The 17039-nt window shown below is 73.4% G+C and carries 13 protein-coding genes; 6 read left to right on the forward strand and 7 right to left on the reverse strand.

Annotated features, from left to right (window positions below; all coding sequences use genetic code 11):
• The first annotated feature begins 57 nt into the window (after window positions 1-57).
• The 3 genes from metX to WQ53_RS12075 are packed head-to-tail and all read left to right on the forward strand — an operon-like array spanning window position 58 to window position 3442.
• Complete coding sequence (gene metX, locus WQ53_RS12065; protein WP_082113008.1) at window positions 58-1092, forward strand: homoserine O-succinyltransferase MetX; 1035 nt, start codon at window positions 58-60, stop codon at window positions 1090-1092.
• Window positions 1089-2348, forward strand: coding sequence for an O-succinylhomoserine (thiol)-lyase (locus tag WQ53_RS12070; RefSeq protein WP_052632719.1), 1260 nt, complete (start codon window positions 1089-1091; stop codon window positions 2346-2348). Before metX ends, WQ53_RS12070 begins: the two co-directional genes overlap by 4 nt.
• The gene (locus tag WQ53_RS12075) at window positions 2345-3442 is read left to right on the forward strand and encodes a homoserine dehydrogenase (protein WP_052632721.1); all 1098 of its coding nucleotides are present in this window, start codon (window positions 2345-2347) and stop codon (window positions 3440-3442) included. The genes WQ53_RS12070 and WQ53_RS12075 overlap by 4 nt, the downstream gene beginning before the upstream one ends.
• 57 nt (window positions 3443-3499) lie before the next feature.
• Here the strand turns inward: WQ53_RS12075 and WQ53_RS12080 are convergent, their stop codons facing one another.
• Window positions 3500-6547: a ligand-binding sensor domain-containing diguanylate cyclase gene (locus WQ53_RS12080; RefSeq protein WP_052632723.1), complete on the reverse strand. Its 3048-nt coding sequence runs from the start codon at window positions 6545-6547 to the stop codon at window positions 3500-3502.
• Window positions 6548-6698: 151 nt separating this feature from the next.
• Entirely contained in the window at window positions 6699-8081 is a 1383-nt protein-coding gene (locus WQ53_RS12085) for an L-serine ammonia-lyase (protein WP_052632725.1), read from the reverse strand.
• 116 nt (window positions 8082-8197) lie between these two features.
• Between WQ53_RS12085 and WQ53_RS12090 the strand changes: the two genes are divergently transcribed.
• Window positions 8198-8425: a glutaredoxin family protein gene (locus WQ53_RS12090; protein ID WP_052632727.1), complete on the forward strand. Its 228-nt coding sequence runs from the start codon at window positions 8198-8200 to the stop codon at window positions 8423-8425.
• A gap of 160 nt (window positions 8426-8585) precedes the next feature.
• On the opposite strand, the gene WQ53_RS12095 is transcribed toward WQ53_RS12090, so the two are convergent.
• Genes WQ53_RS12095 through WQ53_RS12105 form a run of 3 tightly spaced genes read right to left on the reverse strand, consistent with a single transcriptional unit; the run spans window position 8586 to window position 10518 of the window.
• Complete coding sequence (locus WQ53_RS12095; RefSeq protein ID WP_052632729.1) at window positions 8586-9152, reverse strand: YceI family protein; 567 nt, start codon at window positions 9150-9152, stop codon at window positions 8586-8588.
• Window positions 9149-9739, reverse strand: a complete 591-nt coding sequence (locus WQ53_RS12100) for a cytochrome b (protein ID WP_052632731.1) — start codon at window positions 9737-9739, stop codon at window positions 9149-9151. The genes WQ53_RS12095 and WQ53_RS12100 overlap by 4 nt, the downstream gene beginning before the upstream one ends.
• Entirely contained in the window at window positions 9736-10518 is a 783-nt protein-coding gene (locus tag WQ53_RS12105; protein ID WP_082113009.1) for a YceI family protein, read from the reverse strand. The genes WQ53_RS12100 and WQ53_RS12105 overlap by 4 nt, the downstream gene beginning before the upstream one ends.
• A gap of 92 nt (window positions 10519-10610) precedes the next feature.
• Here WQ53_RS12105 and WQ53_RS12110 point away from each other — a divergent pair, with 92 nt between their 5' ends.
• Complete coding sequence (locus WQ53_RS12110; RefSeq protein WP_236685858.1) at window positions 10611-14153, forward strand: hybrid sensor histidine kinase/response regulator; 3543 nt, start codon at window positions 10611-10613, stop codon at window positions 14151-14153.
• Window positions 14150-15130, forward strand: a complete 981-nt coding sequence (locus tag WQ53_RS12115; protein ID WP_052632733.1) for a hypothetical protein — start codon at window positions 14150-14152, stop codon at window positions 15128-15130. Before WQ53_RS12110 ends, WQ53_RS12115 begins: the two co-directional genes overlap by 4 nt.
• 27 nt (window positions 15131-15157) lie before the next feature.
• Here WQ53_RS12115 and hemE read toward each other — a convergent pair whose 3' ends face one another.
• Together hemE and WQ53_RS12125 are read right to left on the reverse strand one after the other, a co-directional pair.
• On the reverse strand, window positions 15158-16231 hold the full coding sequence (gene hemE / locus WQ53_RS12120) for a uroporphyrinogen decarboxylase (protein WP_052632735.1): 1074 nt from the start codon (window positions 16229-16231) through the stop codon (window positions 15158-15160).
• A 43-nt stretch (window positions 16232-16274) separates the two neighbouring features.
• Window positions 16275-16529: a WGR domain-containing protein gene (locus tag WQ53_RS12125; RefSeq protein WP_052632737.1), complete on the reverse strand. Its 255-nt coding sequence runs from the start codon at window positions 16527-16529 to the stop codon at window positions 16275-16277.
• Between the last annotated feature and the right edge of the window lie 510 nt (window positions 16530-17039).

Below are 17039 nucleotides of genomic sequence, written 5' to 3' on the forward strand. Positions count from 1 at the left end.
CACGGCGAACGCGGGCTCCCGAAAGAGCTCGATGGCGAGTTCCCTCCGGACATCGCCATGAGCCTCGTGAACACCGCCCTGCAGCCCGATTCCCCGACCGATTCCGTCGCCGCCGCGATCTGCGACGCCGCGCCGTCCGCCGTGCGCGGCGAACTGGCGGTGGCGCTGTCGATGCGCCATGCCGGCGTGCGCCAGGTGCTGCTGCGTTACGAGGTACAGGGCCCGGCCGGTGCGCCGGTGGTGTTCGTCGCCGGCGGCATTTCCGCGCACCGCCATGTTTCGGCCAGCGGGGCGTTCCCCGAGCAGGGCTGGGCCAACGCGCTGGTCGCCGCCGGTCGCACCCTGGACCCGGCCCGCCACCGCATCCTCGCCTTCGACTACGTCGGCGCCGACGGCCGCCTCGACGCGCCGATCGACACCACCGACCAGGCCGACGCCATCGCCCTGCTGCTGGACGCGCTGGAGATCGACCGGCTGCAGGCCTTCGTCGGCTACTCCTACGGCGCCATGGTCGGGCTGCAGTTCGCCGCCCGCCATCCGGCGCGGCTGCGGCGGCTGGTCGCGGTCAGCGGCGCGCACAAGCCGCATCCCTACGCCTCGGCCTGGCGCGCGCTGCAGCGCCGCGCGGTGGCGCTGGGCCAGCTGCAGTGCGCCGACGCGCAGGGCCTGGCCCTGGCGCGGCAGTTCGCCATGCTCAGCTACCGCACCCCGGAGGAATTCGGCGAGCGCTTCGACAGCGCGCCGGAGATCGTCAACGGCCGCGTGCGCTGCGCCGCCGAGGACTACCTGGACGCCGCCGGCGCGCAGTACGTCGCGCGCACCCCGGTCACCGCCTACCTGCGCCTGTCCGAATCGATCGACCTGCACCGGCTCGACCCGGCCGCCGTGGCCGTGCCGGTGAGCGTGGTCGCGGTGGAAGGCGACCGCTTGGTGCCGCTGGCCGACTCGGTGAACCTGGTCGAGGGCCTGCACGGCCGCGGCCAGCTGCGCGTGCTGCGCTCGCCGTACGGCCACGACGCCTTCCTGAAAGAAACCGACCGCATCGACCTCATTCTCGCCGCCGTGCTGCGCGGCAACGGAGCCGCCCAGTGAGCCAGACCACCTCCCCCGCCAACGACACCGCCGGCTGTCGCCCGGCCACCGCCGCGGTGCGCGCCGGCATCGACCGCGACACCGCCTACGGCGCGGTCACCCCGCCGATCGTGCTGTCGAGCAACTTCAGCTTCGACGGCTTCGGCAACAAGCGCCAGTACGACTACACCCGCAGCGGCAACCCGACCCGCGACCTGCTCGGCGAGGCGCTGGCCGAACTGGAAGGCGGCGCCGGCGGCGTGGTCACCGCCACCGGCATGGGCGCGATCACCCTGGTGCTCAACGCGTTGCTGCAGCCGGGCGACCGCCTGGTGGTGCCGCATGACGCGTACGGCGGCAGCTGGCGCCTGTTCAACGCGCTGGCGGCCAAGGGCCACTTCGAACTGATCACCGCCGACCTGACCGACCCGCGCTCGCTGGCCGACGCGCTGGGGCAGTCGCCGAAGCTGGTGCTGGTGGAGACCCCGTCCAACCCGCTGCTGCGGATCACCGACCTGCGCTTCGTGATCGAGGCCGCGCACCGCGCCGGCGCGCTGGCGGTGGTCGACAACACCTTCCTGTCGCCGGCGCTGCAGCGGCCGATCGAGTTCGGCGCCGACCTGGTGATCCACTCGACCACCAAGTACGTCAACGGCCACAGCGACGTGGTCGGCGGCGCGGTGGTAGCGCGCGATCCGGAACTGCACCAGCAGCTGGCGTGGTGGGCCAACGCGCTGGGCCTGACCGGCTCGCCGTTCGACAGCTTCCTGACCCTGCGTGGACTGCGCACGCTGGATGCGCGGATGCGCGTGCACCAGGAGAACGCGGCGGCGATCGCGGCGCTGCTGGACGGCCATGCGGCGGTGGAGCAGGTCTATTTCCCCGGCCTGGAATCGCATCCGGGCCACGCCCTGGCCGCGCGCCAGCAGAGCGGTTTCGGCGCGATGCTCAGCTTCGAGCTGGCCGGCGGCGCCGATGGCGATCAGGAGCGCGCGGTGCGCGCCTTCGTCGACTCGCTGCGCTGGTTCACCCTGGCCGAGTCGCTGGGCGGCGTCGAGAGCCTGGTCGCGCACCCGGCGAGCATGACCCACGCGGCGATGAGCCCGGAGGCGCGGGCCAAGGCCGGCATTTCCGACGGGCTGCTGCGCCTGTCGATCGGCATCGAGGCCTGCGAGGACCTGGTGGCCGACGTGGCCGCCGCGCTGCAGGCGGCGCAGCAGGCAGCCGCTGCCGGCTCCGCGCAGACCGGCGTCGTGCAGAAACGGGTGGACGCATGAGTGCCGTCGCCCCCCTGGTGCCGAGGCGCGTGCGCGGCACGCCCGAACGCGCGGTCGCGCAGCGGCGCCTGGCGCTGCTCGGCACCGGCACGGTGGGCGCGGCCTTCGTCGAGCGCTACCAGCGCCTGCAGGCGCGCGGGCTGGACCTGCCGCGGGCGGCCTGGCTGGCCAACTCGCGCAGCGTGCAGGCCTGCGCCGACGGCCTGGCGCCGGCGCTGCAGCGGGCCAATGCCGCGCCTCGCCGCGAGGTGCTGCTGCAGGGCTGGGCCGAGGCCGAGGCGCTGCACGCCGGCGACATCGTGGTCGACGCCACCGCCAGCGAGCTGGTCGCCGACTGGCACGCCGAATGGCTGGCGCGCGGGGTGAGCGTGGTCACCGCCAACAAGCTCGGCCATGGCTCGCTGCTGGCGCGCTCGCAGGCGATCGTCGACGCGCAGTGCGAGACCGGCGCGCGCTACGGCGACAGCGCCACCGTCGGCGCCGGCCTGCCGTTGCTGGGCAGCCTGCGTGCGCTGGTGGCCGGCGGCGACCGCATCCACGCGGTCGAAGGCGTGCTGTCCGGCTCGCTGGCCTGGCTGTTCGACCGCTACGACGGTTCGCGGCCGTTCTCCGACTTCGTGCGCGAGGCGGCGGCGGCCGGCTACACCGAGCCGGATCCGCGCATCGATCTTTCCGGCGAAGACGTGCGGCGCAAGCTGCTGATCCTGGCCCGTGCGGCGGGCCTGCCATTGGAAGCGTCGCAGGTGCGGGTGGAGTCGCTGCTGCCGGTGGAACTGGCCGGCGCCTCCGCCGACGCGGCCGACGCGCTGCTGGCGCTGTTGGACGGGCCGCTGGCCGCGCGCCTGCGCGAGGCCGAAACCGACGGCGCGCGGCTGCGCTTCGTCGGTCGCTTCGACGCCGAGGGCGCGTCGGTGGGCCTGCGTGCGCTGCCGGCCGCGCATCCGCTGTGCAGCGGCCGCGGCACCGACAACCGCGTGGCCGTGACCAGCGACCGTTATCCGTTGCAGCCGCTGGTCATCCAGGGACCGGGCGCGGGCGCTGAGGTCACCGCCGCGGCGCTGCTGGACGACGTGCTGCGGATCGGTGCGGCCTAGAAGGTCTGGGCAATTCGCCTTTCCGCTCGTCATTCCCGGGGATGACGAACTAGAAGGCTAGTCCTGGCGCAGAGCGAGCGGACCGTCCGGCCCGAACAGTTCCACCAGTCCGGCCTCCACCAGCCAGGACGGATCGCCTTCGAACGCGGTCATGCCCTGCGGCGGCTGCGCGCCGGCGCGCGGCCGGAACGCGGCCCAGGTGTGGCGGCCGGCCGACTTGGCCCGGTACAGCGCGCGGTCGGCCAGCGTCACCATCTGCTCCCAGCCCAGCAGCCGCGGCACCTCCGGGAACAGCGGGGACTCGATCAGGCCGACCGAGGCGGTCAGCCGGTGCGAGCCGCCATCGTCAAGTTCGAACACGTGCGCGGCGATCTCGGCGCACAGCCGCGTGCCGATCTGCGCAACGCTGCCGCGCGGCAGCGGGCGGAACACCAGCAGGAACTCCTCGCCGCCCCAGCGCGCCACGTAGTCGCCCTTGCGCACCAGCGCGGTCAGCAGCGCACCCAACTGCTCCAGCACGCGGTCGCCGGCGGCATGGCCGTGGGTGTCGTTGATCGCCTTGAAGTGGTCCACGTCCAGCAGCGCGAACACCACCACCTCGGTGCCGGCCTGGTAGGCCGCGTCGCGCTCGTAGAACGACAGGTCGGCCGGGATCTGCCGGGACAGGTAGCGGCGGTTGTGCAGTCCGGTCAACGGATCGGTGAAGCTGAGCGCCTCCAGCCGCGCGTTGGCCGCCTGCAGGTCGCGGGTGCGCTCCTGCACCAGCTGTTCCAGCGCCGCGCGCTGGCGGGCGTGGCGGCGCTGCAGGCCGACGTAGGCCAGGTACACCGCGCCGCCCAGCATCAGTGGCAGCAGCAGGCGGAACACCAGGGTCTCGTGCCAGCGCGGCGGCACCGACAGCGTCAGTCGCGCCGCCTGCGCGGCCGGATCGGCCAGGCCGAAGTCGGCGACCTCGAACTGGTACTGGCCGGGGGGCAGGTTGGTGTAGGTCGCGTTGCGCAGGTGCGGGGCGTCCAGGTCGCGCCAGTCCTCGTCGTAGCCGGCCAGCCGGTAGCGCAACTGCACCGGGTGCATCGGCCGGAACGAGGGCACGGTGAACTCGAACTTCAGGTCACGCACGCCCAGCGGCAGTTCCAGCGCGGCGCCCGGCCCGGGATAGCGCCATTCGTCGCGCACCCGCAGGCGTTCGATCAGCGCCCGCGGCTCGACGCCGCGGGCCTGGACCTTGCCGGTGTCGAGCAGCAGCGCGCCTTCGCGAGTGGGCAGCCACAGGGTGTCGCCGACCAGCAGTCCGCGGCCGTTGCCGGCGCCGTTGCAGCACTTGTCCGGCTGGCCGCCGGCGCGGTCGGCGCCGGAGTTGATCACGATCTCGGCCGCGGCCGGCCCGCGTCCGGCGATGGCGCGCTCCAGTTCGGCCAGCGGCACCCGGTAGACGCCGCGCATGCCCGCCACCCACAGGTGCCCGTTCGCGCTGGCGATGTGGAAGGCGATGTTGGCGGGAATCCCCTGCTCGCGCCCCAGCGCGATCCAGCGCTGTCCGTCATAGACCCGCAGGTCCTCGCCGCTGGTGCTGCCGATCACCCAGCGACCGTCCTCCAGTTCGTGGAAGGCGGTGACCATGGTCGCGCCGTCCAGCCCGGTGCGCTCCCCGGTCGCCAGGATGCGGCCGTCGCGCCATTCGTACAGGCCGCGGTAGGTGCCCACCAGCAGGCGGCCGTCGCGGGTCTCGTGCAGCACCCGCACCCGGCGGTCGCCCAGGCCCTGTTCCTCGGTGTAGTGCTCGACGCGGCCATCCGGGTGGAGCACGAACAGGCCGTTGGTGGTGGCGAACCACAGCCGCCCGCCGCGGTCGCGGACGATGCCGTTGACCTGCGCGCCGCGCAGCGGCGCCAGCGCCGGGGGGACTTCGACGCGGTCGCCGCGCAGCACCGCCGCGCCGCTGCGGGTGCCGATCCAGGCCTGTCCGTCCTCGACCAGCAGGCTGTAGGCCTCCGGGTGCGGCAGGCGCGCGCCGGCCACGCGCGCATGGAAGCGGCCGTCGCGGTAGACGTCGACGCCGTCGCTGCCGCCGACCCAGACCTCGCCGTCGCGGCCGCGCGCGATCGCCCACAGCAGCGGATTGCGCAGGCCCTGCTCGCGGCCCAGGCGCGTGGTCCAGCCGTCCCACAGCCGGGTGACGCCGTCGGTGAGGCTGCCCAGCCACAGGTTGCCGTCGCGGTCCTCGTGGAGCGAGCGGATCGAGCGGCTGCCAGGAAGGTCGTGGATCCGCTCCACCAGCCGGCCGTCGCGGAAGCGCAGCAGGGCCTGGGTGCCGGCGACCCAGAGGTTGCCGTCGCGGTCGCCGAGCAGGGCATCGACCGGGCCGTCGTCCATCCGCTGCCAGGCGCCCTGGCGGTACCGGTACAGGCCCTGTGCGGTCCCGGCCCACAGGTCGCCGCCGGCGTCCTCGGCCAGGCTCGAGACCTGGGCCAGCGCGGCGCCGGCGGGCAGCGGGTGGGCCTGGACGCCGTCGGCGCCGATCCGGAACACCCGGCCGGTGCTGCCGACCCACAGGCCATCGGCGCCCGGCAGCAGGCTCAGCGCCGGTCCGTCCAGCGGGTGGTGCAGGACCAGGCGCGCGCCGTCGGTGGCGTAGACCCCGTCCGGGCCGGCGATCCGCAGGCCGTCGTCGCCCTCGGCGAAGGCGCGGATCGGGAAGCTGCCCTGCGCCTGGTCGGGGCCGGCGACGACCGGGATCGCCTGGAAACGGCCGTCGCGGTGCAGCAGCAGGCCCTGCGAGGTGCCGATCCACAGCCGGCCCTCGCCGTCGCTGTGCAGGGCCAGCACGTGGCTGGCCAGTTCCGGGGCGTCCTCCTGGCCGAACTGGACGAAGCGGCTGCCGTCGTAGCGGGCCAGGCCGCCCTGAGAGCCCAGCCAGAGGTAGCCGCCGCGGTCCTGGGCGATCGCCAGCACGCTGATCTGCGGCAGGCCGTGCTCCACGCCCCAGGTGTCGCCGACGTAGTCGCGGAAGGGCTTGTCCGGCTGCAGCGCGGCGGCCGGGCAGGCCAGGCCGAGCAGGCCGCCGGCCACGATCGCGCGCGCCCACCGCGCCGCCAGCCGGCGCACTGAGCCTGGTGGCCCGCCCGATGGGCGTGGCCGGCGAAGACTGGCGGTCAGGCCGTTGATCGAGATCCCCCCGGTTCCCGTAGGCATGTTGTAAGGCTTTTCCCCGAACTTCACTAGCGGCCGGGGCACCGGGAACTGTACCCGGGGCGGATCAGCACTCGATGACGTTGACCGCCAGGCCCCCGCGCGAGGTCTCCTTGTACTTGTCCTGCATGTCGCGGCCGGTGTCGCGCATGGTCTTGATCACCTTGTCCAGGCTGACCTTGTGCTGGCCGTCACCGCGCATGGCCATGCGCACGGCGTTGATCGCCTTGACCGCGCCCATCGCGTTGCGCTCGATGCACGGGATCTGCACCAGCCCGCCGATCGGGTCGCAGGTCAGCCCCAGGTTGTGCTCCATGCCGATCTCGGCGGCGTTCTCGACCCGGCCCGGATCGCCGCCCAGCGCCGCGGCCAGCCCGGCGGCGGCCATCGAGCAGGCCACCCCGACCTCGCCCTGGCAGCCGACCTCGGCGCCGGAGATCGAGGCGTTCTCCTTGTAGAGGATGCCGATCGCCGCGGCGGTGAGCAGGAAGTCGAACACGCCCTGCTCGGTCGCGCCGGGGCAGAAGCGGTCGTAGTAGTGCAGCACCGCCGGGATGATCCCGGCCGCGCCGTTGGTCGGGGCGGTGACCACCCGGCCGCCGGCGGCGTTTTCCTCGTTGACCGCCAGTGCATACAGGTTGACCCAGTCCAGGGTGGTCAGCGGGTCGCGCATGGCCGCCTCGGGCTTGGACGACAGCTCGCGGTACAGCGCCGGCGCGCGGCGGACCACGTGCAGGCCGCCGGGCAGGGTGCCGTCGGAGCGGATCCCGCGGGCCACGCAGGCCTGCATCGCCTGCCAGATCTCGCGCAGGCCCTCGCGGATCTGCGCATCGCCGCGCCAGGCCAGCTCGTTCTCGAACATCAGCCGGGCGATCGGCAGCCCGGTCTCGCGGCAGCGCGCCAGCAACTCGTCGCCGCTGGCGAACGGATGCGGCAGCACCGTGTCGTCGGCGACGATGCGGTCCTCGGCGGCCTCGTCCTGGTTGACCACGAAGCCGCCGCCGACCGAGTAGTAGTCGCGCGTGGCGATTTCAGTGCCGGCCGCGTCGTAGGCGGTGAAGCGCATGCCGTTGGTGTGGAACGGCAGTTTCTGGCGCTTGTTCATCACCAGGTCGCGCTTCTCGTCGAAGGCGATGGCGCGGCCGCCGGGCAGGCGCAGCGACTTCTCCGCGCGGATCCGCGCCAGCGTGGCCGGGATGACGTCCGGGTCGATGGTGTTGGGCTGGTGGCCCTCCAGCCCCAGCAGCAGCGCCTTGTCGGTGCCGTGGCCGCGGCCGGTCAGGGCCAGCGAGCCGAACACCTCGGCGCGGATCCGGGCGACCTGGTCCAGGTGGCCGGGCTCGGCCAGCCAGCGCTGGACGAAGCGCGCGGCCGCGCGCATCGGCCCGACCGTATGCGAGGAGCTGGGACCGATGCCGATCTTGAACAGGTCGAAGGTGCTGACGGCCATGGCGGGCGGGCTGGGGCGGGAACGGCATTGTATTGGTTGCAGGTGCAACCGGGATGAAGCGGTGCGGGCCGGCGCCGGCTGGGCTACCTTGGCGCCCCCGCCGCCAGGACCGACCGATGCCGCGTTACCTCCTCTACCAGCGCGACGACTGCCACCTGTGCGACCTGGCGTTGGAGGTGCTGGCTGCCGCACGCCTGCCGGAGCCGGAAAGCGTGTTCATCGATGGGGACGCGGAACTGGAGGCCCGCTACGGCATCCGGGTGCCGGTGCTGCGCAACGGCGCCACCGGGGCTGAGCTGGACTGGCCGTTCGACGAGGCAGGGGTGCGGGCCTGGCTGGCCTGACGGTGCCGCTTCCGCTCTTGTCGCTCTTGTAGGAGCCGGGTTCAGCCGGCGACACGCCACGCTGGCACAGGCGACTCCCTCATGGTTCCGACGCACGTGTCGCCGGCTGAACCCGGCTCCTACAAAAGGCAAGACGCAGAAGGCGGATGCGGCGCGCCGGCTACTGCGCCTTGAACAGCACCTTCGTGCTGATGGCGACCTCGTCCGGGATGGCCGACGTGTCGGCCCAGTCGCCGCCGCCGACGCCGAAGTCCAGGCGCCGGACCACCGCCTTGCCGTCCAGCACCGGCTGCGCGCCGTCCTGCCAGGTGAAGGTCAGGGTCACCGGCTTGCGCACGCCGCGCAGTTCCAGGGTGCCGTCGGCGGCGTAGCGGCCGTCGTCCAGCCGGCGGAAGCCGCTGGCGCTGTAGCGGGCCTGGGCGAAGCGACCGATGTCGAAGAAGTCGGCGGTCTTGAGCGTCGAATCGCGGTCGGCGTTGCCGGTGTTGGCACTGGTCAGGGCGATGGTCACGTCCAGCTTGCCGGCCTCGGGCCGGGCCGGATCGAAGCTCAGCCGGGTCTGGAAGTCGCCGAAGCGGCCGGTGAACAGCTCGCCGTCGTAGCGGCTGGCGAAGGCCAGGGTCGAGCCGGGCGCCTGCACGTAGTCGGCGGCCGCGGCCGGCGCGGTGGCGAGCATGGCGGCCAGCGCCGCGGCCACGGCGGCCGGCGTGGTGAGCTTGATGGTCATGCGGAATCCTCGGGGGGAGAGCGTGTGGGCGTGGCGATCCAGCCGCGCGGCAGCATCCGCGCCAGGGTCGCGTCGCGCCGGATGAAATGGTGGTACAGCGCGGCGCCGGCATGGCCGGCGACCAGCGCCAGCAGCACCCAGAACAGGAGTTCGTGCGTGGAGTGCATCGCCCCGGCGAGGGCCTCGTTCGGCGGGCTCAGCTTGGGCACCTCGGCCAGGCCGAACCAGCGGAAGGGACGCAGGCCGCTGGCCGAGTCGTACAGCCAGCCCGACAGCGGCATGGCCAGGATCAGCCCGTAGATCGCGGCGTGGGTCAGCGACGCCAGCCGGGCCTGCCAGCGCGGCGTGCCCGGCACCGGTGGGCACGCGCCGGCGTACAGGCGCCAGGCGATGCGCACCAGCACCAGCGCCAGCACGGTCAGGCCCAGCGACTTGTGCAGGGTGTAGACCCAGAACCACTTCGGCGAGCGCGGCAGTTCGCCCATCACCAGCCCGACCGTGCCGATCGCCAGGATCAGCACGGCGATGGTCCAGTGCAGCAGCTGGCTGACGCTGCCCCAGCGCTCGGCGGTGTTCTTCAGGCTCATGCGGGCGTGGGTTCCTGGCGGACGGGCTCGGAGGCGGGAACGGCGTCGTCGATGGCGTCGTCGTCCCGAGAATCGGCGGGATCGGTCGAATCGGTGGGATCGGCGGGATCGGGATCGACGGCGGTGGGCGCGCGGGAGTCGTCCTGCGTGCCGTCGCCGCGGCCGGCGCGAGTGGCCTCGACCTCGATCCGCAGCTCGACGCGGTCGCCGATCGTCGACGGCCAGGCGTCGATGCCGAACGCGGCGCGGCTGAGCGTGGCCGTGGCCGAGAAGCCGGCGGTGCGGCGGAACGGCGGCAGCGGGTGGCGCTTGAGTGCGTTGAAGGTCACCTCCAGCGGCACCTCATGAGTGACCCCGCGCAGGGTCAGCTGGCCGTGGACGATGAAGCGGTCCGGCGCCAGCGGTTCGACCCGGGTGGAGACGAAGCGGGCCTCGGGCCAGCGCTGCGCATCGAGCAGGTTGCGGGCGAGCGTGGCGCGGTTCCACTCGGCATCGCCCAGGTCCAGCCGCTGCAGCGGCACGCTCACGTCCAGGCGTGCGCTGCTCCAGTCGGCGGGATCGAATTCGAGCGTGCCGGTGCTGCCGGAGACCGTGCCCAGCGCCTGCGAGAACCCGGCGTGGGACACGGCGAACTGGACCCGGGTGTGTACCGGGTCCAGTTCGTAGCGTACGGTCGCAGCTGATGCGCCCGCGCACGCCAAGGTGGCCAGCAGCGCCAGCACCACGGCGAAGCGGCGAAGCGGGCGCGGTGGAGCCGTTTGCGGGCGCGGACACGTCATGGCCCCGCATTCTAGGCCGCCCGCGGGCGGGCCGCGGCTTGCGCCTGCAACGATGCGTTGCGACGATTCACGCGGGGGAGCGGGGAAACCGGATGTCGATGCTGCGCGCGTGGGTGATGGGCGTCCTGCTGGTGGTCGTCGCGACCGCCGGCGCCGCCGTGCCCGAAGTTCCCCGGTTCCGGGTGCTGGGGCCGGCCGACGGCCTGCCGGCGACCACGATCCCGGCGCTGGCGCGCGACCACGACGGTTTCCTGTGGGCGGCGACCTGGGACGGCCTGGCGCGCTACGACGGCGTCGGCTTCCGGGTCTGGCGCCACGACCCGGACGATCCGGCCTCGCTGCCTGGCAACGTGCTGCAGGTGCTGTACGTGGACGCGCGCAACCGGATCTGGGTCGCCAGCGAAGGCGGCGGCGTGAGCGTGATGGACGCCGACCGCAGTGGCTTCCGCCATTTCCGCAAGGCGCAGCATCCGCAATTGGAGAGCGACGAGGTCTTCGCCGTGGCCGGCCGCGGCGACGAGATCTGGCTGGGCACCTACGGCGGCGGCCTGTACCGGATCGACGCGCAGGACCAGGTCAAGCGCCTGCGTTCGTCCGACCCGGAAGTCAACGCGGTGCTGGACCGGGCGATCATGGCGCTGGCCTTCGACGACCGCGAAGGCATCCTGGTCGGCACGCTGCAGGGGCTGGTGCGCTGCTCGGAGAAGCACGTCGATCGCCTGGCGTTGCCGGGCGACTATCCCTGGGCGCCGGTGGTGTCGCTGTGGCGCCAAGGCGATTCGACCTGGATCGGCACGCCGCGCGGCCTGTTCCGGCTGGGCGACGACAGCCAGTGGCGAACCCCGGACTGGGCGGCGTCCTTCACCGGCGCGCGCACCGTCACCGCGATGAGCGACGACGGCGAAGGCGGTTACTGGCTGGCGACCCGCGACGGCGCCTGGCGGGTCGGCAGCGATGACGCGCCGGTTCCGGTCATGCACGAATCCAAGGCATTGGGCATCAACAGCCAGGTGCAGGCGCTGCTGCGGCAGGAGGATGGCGCGCTGTGGGTGGCGCTGCCGTCGCGTGGCCTCGGCTACCTGCGCTCGGACTGGCGCCGGACCGCGGTGCTGGATGAGAACCACGGTCTCGATGGCGGCCTGTACCGTGGCGTCGCCGCGGCCCGGCAGGGCGGTGTCTGGCTGGCGGGCAGCGCCGGCCACGTCAAGCGGCTGGACACGGCCAGCGGCCAGGTATTGCAGCGGCTGCCGCACAAGCTCTCCGGCCGTCCGCGCTCGGTGCAGGAGGACAGCCGCGGACGCCTGTGGATCGGCCTCAGCAGCGGCTTGCTGCGCATCGATCCGTCCAGCGACAGTGCGAGGCTCTGGTTGAACGTCGCCGGCGAAGAGGACGCGACGCCGGCCGGCGGATCAGTCGACTGGCTGCTGCCCGCCCCGGACGGCAGCCTGTGGCTGGCCGCTCCCGGCGCCGGACTGCAGCGGCGCGATGGCGAGACCGGGCGCGTGCTCGAGACGGTGCCGGTGGGAACGCCCGGCCTGGCCACCGCCGACCTGTCGGCGGTCCAGCTCGGTCCGGACGGCGTTCCCTGGGTCGCGGCCGACGCCGGGTTGCGGCGCTGGAATCCGGCCACGCGCACCTTCGCCGAGTTGCCCGGCATGGATCCGCAGCCGGTCCTGGCGTTCGCCTTCGACGGCCCGGAGCGGCTGTGGCTGCAGCGGCTGAACGGGCTGGAGACATGGGACCACAGCGACGGGCGCTGGCAGCGCCGGCTGCACATGGGCATCGGCCAGGGCATTCCGGCGACCGAGGCCACCGGCCTGGTGGTGGACGGGCAGCGCCGTGCGTGGCTGGCGACCCGGCGCGGCCTGTTCCGGGTCGACCCGGACCGTGGCGACGGCACCCCCTCGGTGCGCCGCTTCGGCGTGCGCGAAGGCCTGCCCAGCCAGGAGTTCACCGAGCGCGCGCTGACCCTGGACGCGTCCGGCGTGCTGGTGGCCAGCACCGACGACGGTTCGCTGCTGTTGCTGGATACCACCCAGTCCGACCCGCTGCATCCGTCGCCGGCACTGGTCGTCGACGCGGTGCGCGTGCGCCGCGGCGAGGCACTGGTCGAACTGCCGGTGGTGGGCGATTTCGAGCTGCGGCCGGACGACCACGACCTGCAGGTGATGGTCCGGTTGCCGTCGTTCGACGATCCCGAATCCAACCGCTACCGCTTCCGCCTGGCCGGCTTCGACCAGGACTGGATCGGCGTGCAGGGCCGCGGCGAGCGCGTGTTCTCGCAGTTGCCTCCGGGCAGCTACCGCCTCGAAGTGCAGGCGGCCGCCGGTGCCGAGGGCGAATGGTCGCCGGTGCATACCTTGGCCTTCCGCGTGCCGCCGCCGTGGTGGCGCAGCACGTGGGGCGTGGCGGCGCTGGCGCTGCTGGCGGTGCTGGCGGTGCTGTGGTTCGGCTGGCTGTACCGCAACCGCCTGCGCCGCCGCAACCAGTGGCAGCTGGACGTGCACAAGCGCGAACTGGCCGAGCAGGCCTCGCTGGCCAAGAGCCGGTTCCTGGCCACGCTCGGCCACGAGGTGCGCACGCCGATGACCGGGGTGCTGGGCATGAGCGAGCTGCTGCTGGCCACGCCGCTGGACCCGCGCCAGCGCGGCTACATCGAATCCATCCGCCGCGCCGGCGAGCACCTGATGCGGCTGGTCAACGACGCGCTGGACCTGGCCCGGATCGAGGCCGGCAAGCTGGAGCTGGACGTGCAGGACTTCGACCTGCGCGCGCTGGTCGCCGAGGTCGCCGCGCTGATGGCGCCCGGCGCCGAACAGCGCGGCCTGGCGTTCCGGGTCAACCTCGCCGACGACGCGCCGCGCGGCCTGCGCGGCGATCCGGGGCGGGTGCGGCAGATCCTGCTCAACCTGCTCGGCAACGCGGTCAAGTTCACCGACCGTGGCGAGGTCGCGCTGGATGTGTTGCCCGGCGCGGACGGCGGCATCGGCTTCGTCGTCCGCGACACCGGGCCGGGCCTGAACGAGGAGCAGAAGCAGCGCCTGTTCCGCCGCTTCGAGCAGGCCGACGGCGCGCGCACCGCCGCGCGCTACGGCGGCAGCGGCCTGGGCCTGGCGATCTGCCAGGAGCTGGCGGTGGCGATGGGCGGCCGGATCGGGGTTGAGAGCGAACCGGGGCAGGGCACTGCCTTCAGCGTGCAACTGCCGTTGCCGGTGGCGAGCCCGGCAACGCCGCCGGCGCGCACCTCCACCTCCGCCACGCGCCAGCTCGACCTGCTGCTGGTCGAGGACGATCCGACGGTGGCCGAGGTCATCGCCAGCCTGCTGCGCGCGCAGGGCCACCGGGTGGCGCACGCGCCGCACGGGTTGGCCGCGCTGGCGGACGTGTCGGTGGCGCGCTTCGACCTGGCCCTGCTCGATCTCGACCTGCCCGGCATGGACGGCCTGGCGCTGGCCCGGCAGCTGCGCCTGCAGGGCTTCGCGCCGCCGCTGCTGGCGGTCACCGCCCGCGCCGATGCCGACGCCGAGCAGCAGGCGCGCGCCGCCGGCTTCGACGGCTTCCTGCGCAAGCCTGTGACCGGCGAGATGCTGGCCGCGGCGATCGAGTCGGTGCTGCCCGAGGCGGTGGCCGCATGAAGCGCCGGCGTCGCGCGTTGATGTGCGCCGGCCGGCTGGCCCTGGCCGGCCTGGCCGCGGCGCTGGCGTTTTCCGCGGGCGCCGCCGGGCCGCACGACGCGCCGGTCCAGGGGACCGCGTCCCCGGGCCTGCTCGGCGGCCTGCTGACCGAAAGCCGCGTCCTGTATCCGCTGCAGGTCGGCAGCTGGATGGCGGTCGCCGAGCACCGCTATCCCGAGCAGTACCTGGGCGTGTCGGTCCGCTACATCGACAACCGCAAGCAGCGCTGGATCGACCTGTACTTCTATCCCGCGGGCCTGCAGACGCCGGAGGCGCTGGCGCTGGTGGCCGCCAGCGAGCGCGACGGCATCGCCGAGGCCGCGCGCCAGGGCGGGCGCGCGACGGACCTGGGCGCACTGGAGCCGGTCGCGCTCGAGCGCGGCGCGGCCGCCGGCGGCCCCGTGCCGGGCTGGCGGCTGGGCCTGTCCTACCCGGACGAACGCCTGGCCTCGGCGATGCTGCTGTTCACCCAGGAGATGTATCTGGTCAAGGCGCGGGCCAGCGCCGCGCAGCCGCCGGCGTCGGTCGCGTCGTTGCAGCGAGAACTGCAGGTGTTCATGGAGTCGGTCGCCGCGCAGCTGCGGATCGCCAGCACCGGGGCGTGCTGGTTGCCGGCGCGCACCGGTATTGCCGCCGCCCTGCCCGGCGAAGACCAGGTGCTGGCCAGCTACCGCGATCCGGGCCGGGAGGTGTCGGCGGTGGTGGTCGGCGACCGCGTGCTGGTCGCCGAGGCCGAGGCCGAACGCGCGCCACAGCTGGCCGTGCAGTTGACCCAGGCGCTGTACCCGGGGTGCGTGGCGCCGGAGCTGATCGAGCCGGAGGTGCCGCGGCCGCTGCGCGAGATCCGGATCGAATACCGGCGCGCGGCCGGCGATGCGCCTGACGTGCGGACGCCGCGCGCCGGCAGCCTGCGCGCGCCTTCGCGCGGCACCGGCTGAAACCGGCGCGCGCTGTGCGCGTGCACCTCAGCGCGCGCTGTGCGCGTGCACCGCCTCGACCAGCGCGGCGACGTGCTCGGGGTCCATGTCCGGCGACATGCCGTGGCCGAGGTTGAACACGTGGCCCTCGCGCGAGCCGCCATTGCCGGCGGCGTAGTCGTCGAGCACGCGCGCGGCCTCGCGGGCGATCGCCTGCGGGCTGGCGTACAGCGTGGCCGGGTCCAGGTTGCCCTGCACGGCGACGCGGCCGCCGGTGCGGCGCGCGGCCTCGCCCAGGCCGACCAGCCAGTCCACGCCGACCGCGTCGGTGCCGCTGGCGGCCAATTCCTCCAGGTACGGCGCGTTGCCCTTGCCGAACAGGATCAGCGGGGTGCGGTCGTCGCCCTCGCCGCGTTCCAGTTCGCGGGCGATGCGTTCCAGGTACGGCAGCGAGAACTCGCGGTACAGCGACGGCGACAGCACCCCGCCCCAGGTGTCGAACACCTGCAGCGCCTGCGCGCCGGCGGCACGCTGCGCGGCCAGGTAGGCGATCACCGCGTCGGTGACCACGCCCAGCATGCGGTGCAGCAGCTCGGGCCGGCTGAAGGCCATCGCCTTGATCCGGCCGTAGTTGTCGCTACCGCCGCCTTCGACCATGTAGCAGGCCAGGGTCCACGGGCTGCCGGAGAAGCCGATCAGCGGGACCGAGTCGCCGAGCTCGCGGCGGATGGTGCGCACCGCGTCCATCACGTAGCGCAGTTCGGTTTCCATGTCCGGCACGGCCAGCCTGGCCACGTCGGCCTCGTCGCGCACCGGGCGCTCGAACTTCGGGCCTTCGCCGTCGGCGAAGTACAGGCCCAGGCCCATCGCGTCGGGCACGGTGAGGATGTCGGAGAACAGGATCGCCGCGTCCAGCGGGAACCGGCGCAGCGGCTGCAGGGTGACCTCGCAGGCCAGTTCGGGGTTCTTGGCCATGGCCAGGAAGCTGCCGGCGGCGGCGCGGCTGGCGCGGTACTCGGGCAGGTAGCGGCCGGCCTGGCGCATCAGCCAGACGGGGGTGCGGTCCACGGGTTGCCGGCGCAGGGCGCGCAGCAGGCGGTCGTTGGCGGGGGTGTCGGACACGGGAAGCCTGTAGCGGAAGGGAAGGGGGAGCGCGGCCGGAAGGCTACTTCGGCGGTTCGGCGCCGCTGACGAACACCATCCGGTAGCCGCGCTTGAGCTGGCTGTCGCGGGCCTTCTCGAAGGCGGCGGTGGCCTCGCCCTGGAGCAGGTACTGCTCGCGCCGCAGCTGGGCGCGGCCGCCGATCTGGCCGCTCTCGCGCAGCAGTTCCCAGCCGCCGAACAGGTCCGGCTGCAGGGTCAGCTGCAGGTAGCGGGGTGCTTCGCCCGGGGCCGGGGGCTGCTGCAGGAGGATGCGCATGGCGCGCATTGTAGCTGCGCCCCTGCCTGCGCCGGCGGGCCCGGCGCCGCGCTCGGCACCGTAACCGCAACGTCAACAGCGCCGGGCGTGGTCGGCTTCGGGCTGAGCCGCGGCGGGTCGGGAGTATTGCGGTCGTGGCTCAGTTTGCAGGCGATGAGCAGCGCACGGCTTTTGTAGGAGCGGGCATGACCGCGACCCGACGCCGTCGGCCCAGGCGACGCCCTCGTGTTTCCGACGCCCGTGTCGCCAACTGAAGTCAGCTCCTACAGAAGAGCGGTCGCGCCGTGGCTGTTGTAGGAGCCGGGTTTAGCCGGCGACCCGACGCCGTCGGCCCAGGCGACGCCCTCGTAGTTCCGACGCCCGTGTCGCGGTCATGCCCGCTCCTACAAAAAAGCGGCGCCGTGGCTTTTTGCCCTTGCTGTCGCTGTTGCTCCCAGATCGAAGCCACGCCCTCAAAGCTCCCGAGGCCGTCGTGCCCAGGGGGTCTGGCGCAAGCAGCACAGGGATGTG

The sequence above is a fragment of the Pseudoxanthomonas suwonensis genome, assembly GCF_000972865.1.
Classification (GTDB): domain Bacteria; phylum Pseudomonadota; class Gammaproteobacteria; order Xanthomonadales; family Xanthomonadaceae; genus Pseudoxanthomonas; species Pseudoxanthomonas suwonensis_B.